At 54.4% G+C, this 11,913-nt stretch carries 18 protein-coding genes; 2 read left to right on the top strand and 16 right to left on the bottom strand.

Translation table 11 applies throughout. From position 1 onward, the window contains the following. Positions 1 to 34: 34 nt before the first annotated feature. The 4 genes from OQV04_RS04130 to OQV04_RS04115 form a co-directional block, all read right to left on the bottom strand. Positions 35 to 616, bottom strand: coding sequence for a tail assembly protein (locus tag OQV04_RS04130; RefSeq protein ID WP_001537064.1), 582 nt, complete (start codon positions 614 to 616; stop codon positions 35 to 37). Then, a complete protein-coding gene (locus OQV04_RS04125; RefSeq protein WP_001537065.1) occupies positions 613 to 1,350 on the bottom strand; it encodes a C40 family peptidase in 738 nt (245 codons plus the stop codon). Before OQV04_RS04125 ends, OQV04_RS04130 begins: the two co-directional genes overlap by 4 nt. 54 nt (positions 1,351 to 1,404) lie before the next feature. After that, positions 1,405 to 2,319: a phage repressor protein/antirepressor Ant gene (locus OQV04_RS04120; protein WP_001537067.1), complete on the bottom strand. Its 915-nt coding sequence runs from the start codon at positions 2,317 to 2,319 to the stop codon at positions 1,405 to 1,407. Positions 2,320 to 2,381: 62 nt separating this feature from the next. Then, complete coding sequence (locus OQV04_RS04115) at positions 2,382 to 2,522, bottom strand: YlcI/YnfO family protein (RefSeq protein WP_000868195.1); 141 nt, start codon at positions 2,520 to 2,522, stop codon at positions 2,382 to 2,384. 110 nt (positions 2,523 to 2,632) lie between these two features. On the opposite strand from OQV04_RS04115, the gene OQV04_RS04110 reads away from it, so the two are divergent. Next, the gene (locus OQV04_RS04110; protein WP_000675426.1) at positions 2,633 to 2,881 is read left to right on the top strand and encodes an Arc family DNA-binding protein; all 249 of its coding nucleotides are present in this window, start codon (positions 2,633 to 2,635) and stop codon (positions 2,879 to 2,881) included. Next, positions 2,881 to 3,417 (top strand): ATP-dependent Clp protease proteolytic subunit, encoded by a 537-nt coding sequence (locus OQV04_RS04105; RefSeq protein ID WP_001537068.1) that lies wholly within the window; start codon positions 2,881 to 2,883, stop codon positions 3,415 to 3,417. Before OQV04_RS04110 ends, OQV04_RS04105 begins: the two co-directional genes overlap by 1 nt. 56 nt (positions 3,418 to 3,473) lie before the next feature. Here OQV04_RS04105 and OQV04_RS04100 read toward each other — a convergent pair whose 3' ends face one another. From OQV04_RS04100 to OQV04_RS04045, 12 genes are read right to left on the bottom strand one after another with little or no spacing between them, the layout of a single operon-like run. Further along, a complete protein-coding gene (locus OQV04_RS04100; protein WP_106490411.1) occupies positions 3,474 to 4,172 on the bottom strand; it encodes a phage minor tail protein L in 699 nt (232 codons plus the stop codon). Next, positions 4,172 to 4,501, bottom strand: a complete 330-nt coding sequence (locus tag OQV04_RS04095) for a phage tail protein (RefSeq protein ID WP_000847280.1) — start codon at positions 4,499 to 4,501, stop codon at positions 4,172 to 4,174. Before OQV04_RS04095 ends, OQV04_RS04100 begins: the two co-directional genes overlap by 1 nt. Beyond that, positions 4,498 to 7,071, bottom strand: a complete 2,574-nt coding sequence (locus OQV04_RS04090; RefSeq protein ID WP_269705861.1) for a phage tail tape measure protein — start codon at positions 7,069 to 7,071, stop codon at positions 4,498 to 4,500. The genes OQV04_RS04095 and OQV04_RS04090 overlap by 4 nt, the downstream gene beginning before the upstream one ends. After that, entirely contained in the window at positions 7,052 to 7,465 is a 414-nt protein-coding gene (locus OQV04_RS04085) for a phage tail assembly protein T (protein WP_000533419.1), read from the bottom strand. The genes OQV04_RS04090 and OQV04_RS04085 overlap by 20 nt, the downstream gene beginning before the upstream one ends. Positions 7,466 to 7,491: 26 nt before the next feature. Beyond that, positions 7,492 to 7,923, bottom strand: coding sequence for a phage tail assembly chaperone G (gene gpG, locus OQV04_RS04080; protein WP_021577394.1), 432 nt, complete (start codon positions 7,921 to 7,923; stop codon positions 7,492 to 7,494). 13 nt (positions 7,924 to 7,936) lie between these two features. After that, on the bottom strand, positions 7,937 to 8,689 hold the full coding sequence (locus tag OQV04_RS04075; protein ID WP_106490413.1) for a phage tail protein: 753 nt from the start codon (positions 8,687 to 8,689) through the stop codon (positions 7,937 to 7,939). 7 nt (positions 8,690 to 8,696) lie between these two features. Beyond that, positions 8,697 to 9,092 (bottom strand): phage minor tail U family protein, encoded by a 396-nt coding sequence (locus OQV04_RS04070; protein WP_000683079.1) that lies wholly within the window; start codon positions 9,090 to 9,092, stop codon positions 8,697 to 8,699. After that, positions 9,089 to 9,664 (bottom strand): phage tail protein, encoded by a 576-nt coding sequence (locus tag OQV04_RS04065; protein ID WP_269705855.1) that lies wholly within the window; start codon positions 9,662 to 9,664, stop codon positions 9,089 to 9,091. The genes OQV04_RS04070 and OQV04_RS04065 overlap by 4 nt, the downstream gene beginning before the upstream one ends. 14 nt (positions 9,665 to 9,678) lie before the next feature. Then, the gene (locus OQV04_RS04060; RefSeq protein WP_001204556.1) at positions 9,679 to 10,032 is read right to left on the bottom strand and encodes a head-tail joining protein; all 354 of its coding nucleotides are present in this window, start codon (positions 10,030 to 10,032) and stop codon (positions 9,679 to 9,681) included. Beyond that, the gene (gpFI, locus tag OQV04_RS04055) at positions 10,025 to 10,408 is read right to left on the bottom strand and encodes a DNA-packaging protein FI (RefSeq protein WP_000201501.1); all 384 of its coding nucleotides are present in this window, start codon (positions 10,406 to 10,408) and stop codon (positions 10,025 to 10,027) included. The genes OQV04_RS04060 and gpFI overlap by 8 nt, the downstream gene beginning before the upstream one ends. 51 nt (positions 10,409 to 10,459) lie before the next feature. Then, a complete protein-coding gene (locus OQV04_RS04050) occupies positions 10,460 to 11,488 on the bottom strand; it encodes a major capsid protein (protein WP_000522601.1) in 1,029 nt (342 codons plus the stop codon). A 57-nt stretch (positions 11,489 to 11,545) separates the two neighbouring features. Next, positions 11,546 to 11,893, bottom strand: coding sequence for a head decoration protein (locus tag OQV04_RS04045; protein ID WP_000256835.1), 348 nt, complete (start codon positions 11,891 to 11,893; stop codon positions 11,546 to 11,548). Positions 11,894 to 11,913: the final 20 nt, after the last annotated feature.

Here is an 11,913-nt window from a genome sequence, read left to right as displayed (position 1 = left end):
GCTCCGCGATCACTGCGGGATTTTTTTATTCTTTTTACCCCTGCCGTCCGATAACCACCACTTTCCCGTCACCGCCTTCATCACGGGTGCTGATGTCCTGGGATATCCGTCGTGAACCAACCAGCATTTCACCGTAAGGCACCGGCATCGGGTTCCCCTGGGCAATCATGTTATCCAGCGAGGAAAAGTACGTGTTCTGTCTGCCGTTATCCGTTGCGCGGTAATCCGGTGTTTTTGCCTTCGGGGCCAGCATCTGGGCCACACCGCCCAGAATCATGCTGGCACCCAGTGAAAACAGCATCGTGGTGGCAGAAAAACCACCGGCTGCCAGGGCTGAACCCCATAACGCCATCGTGGCTCCGGCCGTGAAGAACGACCCCACGATGGCCGCCGCCCCCAGCACAATCTGCAGTCCGCCCTTTCCGGCACCGGCCAGTCGCGGCACAATGTGGATGACCGTTCCCTCACCCAGCTGTTCGTGAAGGCGGGCATACACCGCCTCCGGTGCCGTGTCCTCACCGGCAATACGTATCTGGTACCAGCCTTCGTTCATCTGACGGCGAAAGCCCGGCACCTGCATCGACAGTGCGCGGATGGCTTCCGCTGCCGTGTTCACATACAGGCTGAGGCGGCGGCCAAATCGTTGTAAATCCCCGTGAAGGCAGATGCGTGCCAGTGGCGGTGACGCCAGACTGAATGCGTTCGTCGTTGCCATTTTTCGGAATACCTCTCCCGTTTACTCAGTTGTTCAGGCAGATGGTGAAGCAGTTCACCGTTGCCGCAGTAAATGGCGGCATGGTTGGCCACCGATGCGCCAAAGCAGCACAGCAGAATATCGCCCGCCTGTGCAGAGGACAGGGGCACCCGGTAAAAGCCCGTGGCCTCCATATTGTCCAGGTACAGGTTCTGGCCGTTGCGCCACCACTCATCCTCGCGGTGAAAATCCGGCATTTCAGTCCCCGCCAGATGGTATGCATCCCGGAACAGCGTGTAACAGTCCGTCACCCCGTGCGCAAAGCGCCGTCCGGTCAGGTGCGGAACGCAGCGGAATTTGTGAATGTCACCCCGGCAGACCAGCCACCAGGGCAGGGCACTTTTTATCTGCAGTCGCCGGTCTGCCTCACTCAGCCAGGGCAGACCACCGGGATGACTGTGGACCAGCGCCACAATCTCACCCTGCATCTCCGCCCGCAGCCAGTCTTCCGGGGCAATACGAAAATACGCCTCCGGCGCTGCGGAGATATTCACACAGGGAAGGTACCGCTCGCCCTCCGTCGTGGTTATAACGAAGCCGCACGACTCCGCAGGCGCACACCGCCGGGCATGCGCCAATATATTGCTATAGAGCATGAGAACTCCTGATAAAAAACCCAGCCGAAGCTGGGTTTGTTAAGTTGTCAATTGTCAGTAGCGATGCAGTGAAGGCGGCAACTCTTTGTTCTTAAGCCTTTCCCATGCCAGAAGGTTCGTCGGCCCGTCAGGCTCATAAATATCTATATCCCGCGTGTGATTAATTAAAACGCCCCTCGCCCTCCCGATGGTATACGAGAACTCATAGCCGTAGTCGTGGCATATGCCGGAATAGCCAGACTGAATCAGTTTTAATGCGGGATACAACTCACGGAACAATGCCTGTGAGCGGTTAGCATAATCCCATAGCCATACAAGGCTGTCTGTTTCTTTTGCGGAAAGCTCGTTGGTGCTCTTCTCTTGTTTGCCGATTAACTCTCCTTCAAGCGGAACGCGAGCAGCAAGTGACAGAGCTTCGGTAAACTGCTCCTCGCTGATTTCTTTGTACGAACATCCAAAATGTGATTTCAGTGACGACCACATGGTGATCATCGCCTTCGCCTGTTTTTCCTTTGGCAGAGACTGACCGCGACTCATGACGAGTTGTTTAATGGCTTCCTGCTGTTCAGTAGTGATTTTCCCCGGCAACGCCTTTTTAGCTTTCAGTGTATTTCCGTAAGACCCCGTTTTACGAATGGATGGCAAAACTTCAGCTGTCACCCATTTGCGGAATTTGTGCGGGACTGAACCTTTATTGACGGCATCGCGGCAACGCAGAACCAATGTATACATACCTGATTCGCTCACAATGCTTAAATTCTGCTCACCACCAAGGGTGTAACTTAAAGTTACTCCCTTTTCATCGTCATCAAGTGCAGTAAGCGCCTTGCGTGAGTTAGTCAGATTTAAAGCATCACAAACATCTTTTGCTACAAACCACGGCTCACCGCACTTGTTGATGACGCGGATTTCACTGTCGCCGAATTTGAAGATGGTGAAATCGTTTTGTGCCTTTGCTATACTTTTCATGTCAATATTTCCTAATCCGATTTGTTGATACCGAAGCCCTGACTGTTACAGCAGTTGGGGCTTCAACTTTTTAGGCTGCGAATAAGACGCTGCACTATTTCTGAATTTAAAGACCTGCCCTCCTCCTTAGCCTTTTCCTTCAATTTTTCTTTAATCTCTGGCGGGATACGAATCCCTAATGGAGCGATATCTCTAACTTTCATTTCTTTCCCAATTGCTACACCGTGATAACTAAATACTACACCGTGCTTATTTAAAGTCAAAGTTTTTTTGCCTACACTGTGTAGCAATGCTACAGCGTGCAGGAGGAAAAATGAAAGGTGCAAGAGATATCAGTCCCTTGGGAATTAGGATTCCAGACTATTTAAAGAAACGCATTCAGCAGGAAGCGGATAAAAACGGCAGATCAATGAACTCAGAGATTGTGCTTATCCTTCAAAAACATGTTGATAATCTTGATGGCCCTCGCTCACTTGAAGGATTCGCTAACCAAGAAGCTGACAAATTCAAAGAGGCGCTGCTTGAGACGCTAAAGACCATGTATGGTAAGGATGAAAAATAATGCTGCACACAATTCATTTCTTATGCCCCGTTAACACTGCCACTGTTGGGCAACTTCAGAACCACTGTCTCACCGCATTATCTCAAGGCGCAACTGAATTAAATATCCATATATCAAGTCAGGGAGGGGAAACTGCCGCTGGCTTTACTGCGTATAACTTTCTTAAGTCACTCCCTGTTACCGTTAGAACTCACAACATAAGCAATGTTGAATCCATAGCTAATATCGTTTTCCTGGCTGGCTCAGAACGTTTCGCAAACCCATTATCAAGATTCCTGTTACATCCTCTATTATGGGTCTTTGCCACCCCAGCCGCCGACCATGCCAGATTGAGAGAGTACGGGAAATGCCTCGATAACGATCTTGATCGCTTCGTTGAGACGTTCAATATCGACATCGGAACCCATATTAGGTGGGCATCCCTGATAGCAGACTCGACCATTTTGGATGCTAACAAGGCTCTTGAGCATGGCATAATTAATTCCATAAAAACTGCAAGGCTGGCATCCAATCAGGCAAACTGGTGGGTTGTTTGATGGGTAAATCATGATTACTCCTTATAAAAAACCCACCTGACGGTGGGCATAATCCATTACTGCGAAAGTTTATTAATGGAAAGGAAACCGCCAAAATTGCCGACATTCCTGCGCAGTTCACACCCGCGCATGCACTTGCTGCATCTGTCCTTACGGATATCCGTGGTGGGTTTATCGAACTCATCCGCCACAGCCCCGCCCGTGTAACCACACTCATCAGAGCGGTAAGTCCACATACAGGTATTCGCCAGCATAATGCGACCGGGAAACAGCGCACCGTCCGTCTCCGTCGGTGTCGCCAGCACAAACGAGGCCGTCATGGCCGTCAGCGCTGATAACTGCTCCACCACCCACCGGTCCGTCAGCTCCTGCTCCGGGTCTGCCTCCGGATTCCCCGCCACAAAGTTCACCGCATCAAGAAAACGCGCATACACCCGGCGGCGGACCACCGTGGCACCCACCAGGCTCTGCAAATCCTCCGCCATCCCGGTGACAAGGCCGAAAAGATTGGACACCGTCAGCGACGGGCGGGCACTGCTGCCCTTTCCGTTCATCTCAAAGCCGCTGCCATCAATCGGGTACGCCTGATATTCACGCCCCTGCCAGGTCACCGGCTCCCCTTTTTCATTCAGCTCATTGCAGAAAAAATACCGCTCACCGCCCTGCGCCGTCAGGTCGATTTCCCAGAGCACCACCCGCGGTGACTGCTCTGACTTAACCGACTCGTTCAGGCTTTCTTCGTGAATATCCTGCATCAGTTCACCACCTGCTTAAACTCCGCGCTGAACTCAACGCGCAACATCCCGACCCGCGCAGACCACCCGGCACAGGTCACCTTTATCTGCCGGTATGCATAGGGTGGCTTCCACAAAAATGCCTTCCAGCCCCCGTGCTCTGCCAGGAACGCTTCCAGATGCCGGGCCTCCTCCCGGGTCACGGAAAGCATCACCCTGTACGTCTTCAGGTCTGCATTCAGCCCTGCCGCCATACGCTGTGAGTACCCGTCACCAAAACGCACTTCACGCACCGACGGCTGCGAGTTCACCTCCATATCCGGCTTCACTTTCCAGCGAAAGGTTTTCATCGCCCGCTCCCTGATAACATACCGCCATCACGTAACTGCATCCGGAGCTCATCCTGCGCCCCCTTGCGGGCCATGTCATACACCGCCTTCATCAGCTGCGGCCCCGCCTGTCCGTTGATACCGTCGTTCTGAATCACCACGTGATTGTTCTGATTAAAATTAATACCTTCCGCCCGCCGCATCTGCGCCGGACTTCCGGCACCACCCACATACCCCCCTTCCGCATAGCCGCGCATCAGACGGTAAAGATTCCCCACACCTATCCGGCTGGTTGCCTCCTTCGTGAAAACAAACTCCCCGCGGTGAACTATCCCCGCAGGCTCATATTTGCCGCCCGTCCCCGTAAATCCGCCGGTCGCAAAATGAAAGTTCGCCGCCGCACCCTCAATGGCCGTTCCCGTGGAAGCGGATGCGCCACCACCGAAAGCACCACCAATGGCGCTGCCGATACGCCCGACAATTCCCACCATGGCCTGTTTAAGCAGGATTTCTGTCATCATGGACAGCACCGAACGGGTGAACCCCCGCCAGTCTGCCTCTGCACCGGTCAGCATCGCCGCCATATTCTGTGCAATACCATCAAAGGTCTGCGTGGCAGCACTTTTCACCTGCGAAAAACTGTCCGTCGCACTTTCCGCCCACTCGCCCCAGCCGGACTTCAGCCCGGCCAGCCAGTCACCGCGCAGCATGTCTTCATCCGCCCATGTCTGTTTCAGTGCCCCGGTGACCCGGGCCAGCGCCTGCGGATTATCGCCATACACGTCACGAAGACGCTGCGCTTCAGACTCCCGCTGCGCCTGACGGTCAGTGAGACCACGGGCTTTTGCGCTGATGGCGGCCTGCTTCGCGCTCTGTTGCTCTTCAAACCGCACCGCCTGCTGTGCCAGCTCATTCAGCCGTTTCTGGTATTCAACCTTGTCGCCCAGCTCAGCCAGCTGGCGTTTGTACTCCAGCGTCTCTTTCTCATGGGCCAGCAGGGATTTTTCCTGCTCAGATAACTGCCGTTTTGTGGTCGCCTCTTTCAGGACCGCATACTGATTTTCCGTCTTCCATAAATCACGGCGCTGCTGGCTGATTTTCTCATTCGCACCGGCATGCTTTTCCAGCGTCCTGAGCTCGGTTTCAAGCGCCAGCATGGCTGCATGTGCCCGGTCTTCCTGGCGCTCACCGGCTGACACCTTCACACCGGACGGCTTTTTCAGCGTCGACTCATAATCCTTTTTTGCCGACGCCATCAGCGTGTTGTAATCCGCCTGCAGGATTTTTCCGTCTTTCAGGGCCTGATTCAGCTCCTTCTGGCGGGCGGTATATTTATCCAGCGGCGACAGCATCCGTTCATACGCCTTCTGTGCCTCTCCGGTATATTTCAGCTGTGACGCGTCACGCTCAGCCTTATCCCTTGCCGCCAGTTCACTGGCTTTTTCCATATCCGACTGCAGCGTTGCCGCTGCCAGACTCAGACGGGCATTTTCACGGTCATCCCATGCGCCCTGAAGGTTGGCACGGAAAGAGGAGGTCTTTCCCCGGCGCTGGCTCCGGCTCTGGTACCACTGCCATTTTTTATCCGCCTCATCGAATGCCTTCTGCGCACTGGCAAGCATATCCGCTGAGGATTCCGGACGACCGATATCCAGAATGGCATCCCACATCGATTTGAACGCCTTCCCTGTTTTATCCGCCCAGGTTTCCAGCGTCCCCATGTTCTCTTTCAGGCGACGGGTCTGCTCATCAAAGCCTTTTGTGGCGATATCGTTCGCCGCCTGTAAGGCCCCGGCCTCGTCTCCGGAACGCTGCAGCTGCGCAACATACGCAATCTGCTCTGCCGTCACGTTACGGAACTGGCGTGCCATCGCCATCAGTCCCGACGTCGGGTCAGTGGTCAGCTTCCCGAAGGCTTCAGCGACTTTATCCACCTCCACACCGGATGCAGACGCAAAACGCGCGACACTCTGGTTGATGGCATCAAACTGTTCACCACCACGCACACCGGCATTCACCAGGGCTGCCAGTGACTCTCTCGCCTGGTTAAACGTCAGCCCTGCTGCCTGCCCGGCTCTTGAGAGAGTCAGCATACGATCGGCAGTCAGTCCGGACTGATTACCGGAAAGAACCAGGGTTTTATTAAACGCTGAAAGCGTGGAATCTCCCTGGTACCAGGCGTACACCAGCGCACCTGTCGCCACCGCCAGCGAGGTGACCCCGACCATCGGCAGGGTGATCGCACCGGCGAGCCCCCTGAACATGGGGATCATCCCGCCGAAGGAGTCCTTCACCTGACCGCCCTGTTGCAGCAGGATCAGCCAGGGATTCTGACCACCGGCAAGCTGCGTGGCGATATCCGTAAACTGTGCGGGCAGGGTTCGCATGGCCGCTTTATACTGCCCGACGGAAATCCCGGCTTTTTGTGCAGCCAGCGCCTGGCGGCTCAGGCCCTGTTCAACAGCACTGGCGGTTTTTCTGGCGTCGGTATCCAGACCTGAAAAATGACGCCTTACCCGGCTCATCTGCTCATCGAAACGGACAGCATCCAGACTCAGGTCAATAACAAGATCACCAACCGGCTGGGACATATCTCACACCTCCTGGAATCCCCGCTGAAGCCATCATTAATGCGGCATCATCCACCATGACATCCGCCACATCCGCAGACGATAAAATATCGCGCCCTCCGTCCCCACCGAACCGGACGCCTCCGGCAAGTCCTGCCGCTTTCTGCATCAGCATTTTGTCCTCATCCGGCCTCTCAACCTGCTCTTCCTCATGCCGGGGGACAAGCAGACTGAAATCAGAGGGATGCATATCCGGATCGCAAAAAAACAGGCTGAGTACGGCGTACGTCAGCCCGGAAAAATGCATATCCAGTTGGGTATCGTGAAAATAATGCGTGCGGTAAAAATGTCGCCAGTCGGCATATTCGGTGGATGTCATCCCGGCAAGCATGGCGCGCCAGTCAGGCCTCCCCATCTCACGCGCCAGTCTGAGGGCAAAATTCAGCTCGCCGTCGAAGACTTTCCCGCAGAAAAATCATCATCAGTCAGCGTGTTATTTTTCGCCACTTCAGTAATATCAGTATCCGGACGAACAGCTTCGATCATCCCGGACAGGCACAACACCACGTCTTCCGCCCGGGCAATGGCATCGGCAGGCCAGGTGGTGAGCACTTCCTGCTCTATCTTCATCACGGCCTCATTCATTGACGGTGACTGCGTTTTCTGTGGATGGTTATGCCACAGGGACATCGCCACCAGAAACGCGCCGGTTCTGACAAGATCTTCCACACTCACCTGCAGGTTGCCGCTGGCTTCAGCCTCTTCTGCCCGCCGTTTCAGGAGGGCAAGATGCTCAATACGCTGCAGCGCAGACAGCTCAGAAAGCATGACGGATACACCGTTATATTCAAATTGTTCTGTTTTCAGAAACATGTATTACCTCCGTTTACCCTGCAGCGCCCGCTTCAGTAACGGTGACTTCAGCTACCGTGGCAAACTGACCATTACCGGAAATCACGGGGATACTCACTTTTCCGGCCTTAATCCCCGTCACAGTGATCACCATATCTTTCACAGCAATGGTTCCCGTTGACGGATCGGCGGAAACCGCTCTGAACGTCTTGTCGGTTGCACTTTCCGGCTCAAAAGAAACCGTCAGGGTGGTTGTTTTCCCTTTTGCCACCGTACCGGATGTCGGCGTCACCTTAATCGCACTGACCGGCGTAATTTTGCTGCGTTCTTCCGCTACAGAAGGTTTACCCACGTTAGTGACTTTCACCGTGCGGGTGATCACTTCTTTCGCCGTCACGGCCTTACCGATACTGCTGACCCAGCCACGAAACACATCCACCGTGCCATTCGGAAAACGGATTTTATAGGCCCGGACATCGCCGCTTTCAAACCAGCCTATAAGCCCTTTCTGGCCTTCCTCTCCCGGTTTCCAGGCCAGCGTAAAACTGGTATCACCTGCAGATTTCTGCCCCTGCCCGGTCGCGGTCCAGTCCGCGTCTTCATCATCCAGGTAGTTATCATCGTAGGATTCTGCCGTCATCTCGCCCGGCGTCAGATCCTTCACCTTAGCCAGTCGCTGCCAGTCATCGTCTGACAACGGGTTTGCATAAGCATCACCCTTGCCGTTGTAAACCCACAGAGTGGTACCGGCACCTTTTACCGGCTCAAGGGGATTTGGTGTTGCCATATCGTCCTCACATCTCGTATGTAATGGAATAAGTCAGATCTGCAGAGCTCCATAACGCCATATCGTCATCACGACGATACTCATAGCCCTGCGTAACCATCGTGGTAATCAGTCCTGCCAGTGCAGGGATCGCAGTCATCGCCGGATAAATCCGGCTTTCCATCCACTGATCGAGCTCCGAATCAGGTACCTGTGCCGGTAAAAACACCTCAATATGCAGTGTGGCCCGCCAGGTATCTGCATCCAGCTCTTCACCGGTATACTCTGCATCCGTCAGATAAACCGCGATCGCAGGAAAATCCTCTTCGTCAAAAACAACGGGGCGACCATCAAACAGCGTCGCCCCGTGTTCATGCTGCTCGAGTGCATCCAGCACTGCGGCACGAATGTCAGTGTGTTTCATCGTTTTATCGCAATCCTCAGTTGTTGTTTCAGCGCGTATGCCAGTTCTTTAGGCAGGCGTTCACGCCGGATACGGTCAACATTCTCATCAAATGCCTGTTTCAGTGGGGCCGCCATCGGGATTTTCACCACCTGAATGGGAAGTCGATTACGCTTTTTCCTTCCCTTGTCGTCATTGCCCTCCTCATATCTGGCCTGGGGAAGACGTTGCATAACATGCCAGCGCCCATTATTTAATCGCTGGATAAATGCCCGCTGATAACGATGCTGACCGGCTTTGAGTATGCTGTTCGGACGACGCCCCAGCATTCTGATCCCCAGCTTAATCACAGGGAGATCACCGCGGTTAACGATAATTCTGGCATTCGGATTTCTGACCGTCGCCCGTTTCAGTCTGGACCGTTCCTTTACCAGTTTCCGTCTCACCCTGGTTTCCCGGGCAACCTGTGACGAAGACTGATTAATCGCCGTTGTGGCCACGCGGTTAATGGTCATTGCAGAAGCAGCCGGAATGGCGTTTTTACGAACCCGGCTCAGATTGTCAATCGCCTGATCAAGCCATTTTATCGCCATAATTCACCCTGCGTTTATCGTCGCCGGTTAACTGCGGGTGGTTGCCCACGGTTGAGCCAGAGATAACAGCTGCCCCCGTCATCCGGAGAAACACGATCCACCCAGAATGTCTCACCATTAATGGTCAGCGTGTCACCACGCCGCACGGCACGAACCGTATCCGTCCGCACAAATAATGACGGGCTGCTTCCTTCAATACGGACCCCGCCACCGGCAAACCCCAGCGACTCCGGATCGTCAAAAACCCCCTGAACTTCGCTGCCACACTGTGCCCCCGAGGTGAACTGCGCACAGAGCCCCATCACTTCAACGATCGTACTGTCTACCCCGGCGAGGGCAGCATCAAAGGCATTCTGAAAATCACGCATATTCAGCCGTTCCGTGCTGTATCATGGCCGTTGCCAGTGATGATGGCACCAGAACACGCATACCCCGTAACGCCAGCTCAACGGGACGACCTGTCTCCGGGCAATACCCCATTACTTGCAGGCACTTCCGTACCCGGACGGCTTTAACATCATCCGGAGCATCCGTGTTGTTCAACTGCTCACCATCGTCTGTGTGATTTTGATCAGCCCCGCTCTCATCAGAGTGCATAATGCCCTCCGGGGAAACAGCAAGCTCCTCTTCCCACTCAGACACACGTTGCGCAATATCCGCAGCACTCCCCGACATATCCGCCTCGCGCCCCAGCAGGCCAGCCAGTTGACGAAGACGATTCAGATTTTCTTCTTTTGTTGCCATCTCAGCCTCCTGTGAAAAAAGACACGGGGGCATTTCGCCCCCGCTCACGGATTATTTCACCTGCACCACCACAAACTCATCCGGATCCGGCAGCACCATCAGCGGTGCGGACTGCGTCATGGTGAATTCACGGGCCGGATCGCCCACAGTCAGCCAGTGTTTCGGATAACGGGAAGAGGCCACCACACCTTCGGACAACGCCTGCGCATCCTGAATGGCACCATAGCAACGAATGCCCTCTGCTGCCGTATTCCCCAGGACCAGTGTGCCCACCGGCAGATAACGTTTTTCGGTACCGTCGTCTGCCACATAAGACGTTTTCGCCACCACAATGGCCAGATCACCGTAATACCCTTTGAAAGACACCACCGCTCCCAGGTCTTTCACTGCCGTTTCGAGTTGTGAATTTGAGCCGCGACGGGTATCCAGTTTTTCGCGGAACAGCTTAAAGCCATTCAGCAGACGCCAGACCGTACCGTCCATAATGGCAATATTCACAAGACCGCTGGCCTGATCGCAGTAAAGGTCAATATCATGCGTCGGATCAAACGTATCACGGTCCTGCTCAGACCATTTTTTACCGTCGGCCTGCTCAATGTTATTTCCTTCAGAGCGTCCGAAATCCACCTCGACCGTGTCAAACTGTTCCCCTTCCATGGTGTATTTGCCATACAGCACGGCATTCACCGCCTGCATTTCTTCCACCTGGACAATAGCGTGCTCTTCCTGTTTGAGGTTATCGGTAATGATACGCAGACGACGGTAGGCCGGGTCGTTCAGCTGAGCCGGATCTTCACCAGGAAGGCGCTCAACCGCCTGCTGGTAATTAAATTCGTGTTTGGGCTTGACGTAGCCCGGACGTAACACGCGGGTTTCACCACCGCGATGGCGAAGCACTTTTCCTTCAACGATCGGGGAGACATAGGCCGCCACCGGCGTTTTTCCGGTAATTTTGTCCAGCATCACCTCTTCGGTGTGGAAATTCACCGTACGGCGGAAAAACAGCTCCAGAAACAGCGCACGGAATTTAACTTTTTGTTCGGTATAACCGAGTAACTGGCGGGTCGTAAACAATCCCATAAATCAGTTCCTTTCATTAAGAAATCAGTCAGGCCAACGCGGTGGCCTGATAACGTGTTACGGCAGCGCCGCGTGACTCAGGGCACTGCCGGTAAAGGCGTTGGCCTTTTTGTGTTCATCCACACTTTCAGGCCAGCGGATTGCCTCCGTCGCAAAGGTCCCCGACTTGTAATACGTCAGCACCGCCTCTGTGCCTTCAAGCGGCAGTACCAGTATGCCAACCGCACTACCGGCTTTCTGTCCGTCCCAGACCACCAGTTTCCCGGTGGCCCCATCCAGCATCAGGGGTGTCAGTGCCGGTGTTGCCGAGGAAATCCCGCTGCTGCCTGTGGCGGTGTGAGCCGGATCATTACCGGCAAAAATACGTACTTCCGCACGCTGTTCAGTGATGGTTTTCGTCACCATATTGTTAAAACCTCGTATTG

The organism is Escherichia sp. Lx600-2 (assembly GCF_036662595.1).
Taxonomy (GTDB): Bacteria; Pseudomonadota; Gammaproteobacteria; order Enterobacterales; family Enterobacteriaceae; genus Escherichia; species Escherichia coli.
The sequence above is the reverse complement of the archived record's forward strand: the minus strand, read 5'-3'. Positions and strand labels throughout refer to the sequence as shown.

Excerpts from the sequence above, each read along its gene's own strand:
- OQV04_RS04075 (WP_106490413.1), bottom strand. The coding sequence starts at position 8,689 with ATGGCAACACCAAATCCCCTTGAGCCGGTAAAAGGTGCCGGTACCACT.
- OQV04_RS04125 (WP_001537065.1), bottom strand. The coding sequence starts at position 1,350 with ATGCTCTATAGCAATATATTGGCGCATGCCCGGCGGTGTGCGCCTGCG.
- OQV04_RS04110 (WP_000675426.1), top strand. The coding sequence starts at position 2,633 with ATGAAAGGTGCAAGAGATATCAGTCCCTTGGGAATTAGGATTCCAGAC.
- OQV04_RS04085 (WP_000533419.1), bottom strand. The coding sequence starts at position 7,465 with ATGGGGAGGCCTGACTGGCGCGCCATGCTTGCCGGGATGACATCCACC.
- OQV04_RS04105 (WP_001537068.1), top strand. The coding sequence starts at position 2,881 with ATGCTGCACACAATTCATTTCTTATGCCCCGTTAACACTGCCACTGTT.
- OQV04_RS04120 (WP_001537067.1), bottom strand. The coding sequence starts at position 2,319 with ATGAAAAGTATAGCAAAGGCACAAAACGATTTCACCATCTTCAAATTC.
- gpFI (WP_000201501.1), bottom strand. The coding sequence starts at position 10,408 with ATGGCAACAAAAGAAGAAAATCTGAATCGTCTTCGTCAACTGGCTGGC.
- OQV04_RS04090 (WP_269705861.1), bottom strand. The coding sequence starts at position 7,071 with ATGTCCCAGCCGGTTGGTGATCTTGTTATTGACCTGAGTCTGGATGCT.
- gpG (WP_021577394.1), bottom strand. The coding sequence starts at position 7,923 with ATGTTTCTGAAAACAGAACAATTTGAATATAACGGTGTATCCGTCATG.
- OQV04_RS04065 (WP_269705855.1), bottom strand. The coding sequence starts at position 9,664 with ATGGCGATAAAATGGCTTGATCAGGCGATTGACAATCTGAGCCGGGTT.
- OQV04_RS04070 (WP_000683079.1), bottom strand. The coding sequence starts at position 9,092 with ATGAAACACACTGACATTCGTGCCGCAGTGCTGGATGCACTCGAGCAG.
- OQV04_RS04115 (WP_000868195.1), bottom strand. The coding sequence starts at position 2,522 with ATGAAAGTTAGAGATATCGCTCCATTAGGGATTCGTATCCCGCCAGAG.
- OQV04_RS04060 (WP_001204556.1), bottom strand. The coding sequence starts at position 10,032 with ATGCGTGATTTTCAGAATGCCTTTGATGCTGCCCTCGCCGGGGTAGAC.
- OQV04_RS04050 (WP_000522601.1), bottom strand. The coding sequence starts at position 11,488 with ATGGGATTGTTTACGACCCGCCAGTTACTCGGTTATACCGAACAAAAA.
- OQV04_RS04045 (WP_000256835.1), bottom strand. The coding sequence starts at position 11,893 with ATGGTGACGAAAACCATCACTGAACAGCGTGCGGAAGTACGTATTTTT.
- OQV04_RS04100 (WP_106490411.1), bottom strand. The coding sequence starts at position 4,172 with ATGCAGGATATTCACGAAGAAAGCCTGAACGAGTCGGTTAAGTCAGAG.
- OQV04_RS04095 (WP_000847280.1), bottom strand. The coding sequence starts at position 4,501 with ATGAAAACCTTTCGCTGGAAAGTGAAGCCGGATATGGAGGTGAACTCG.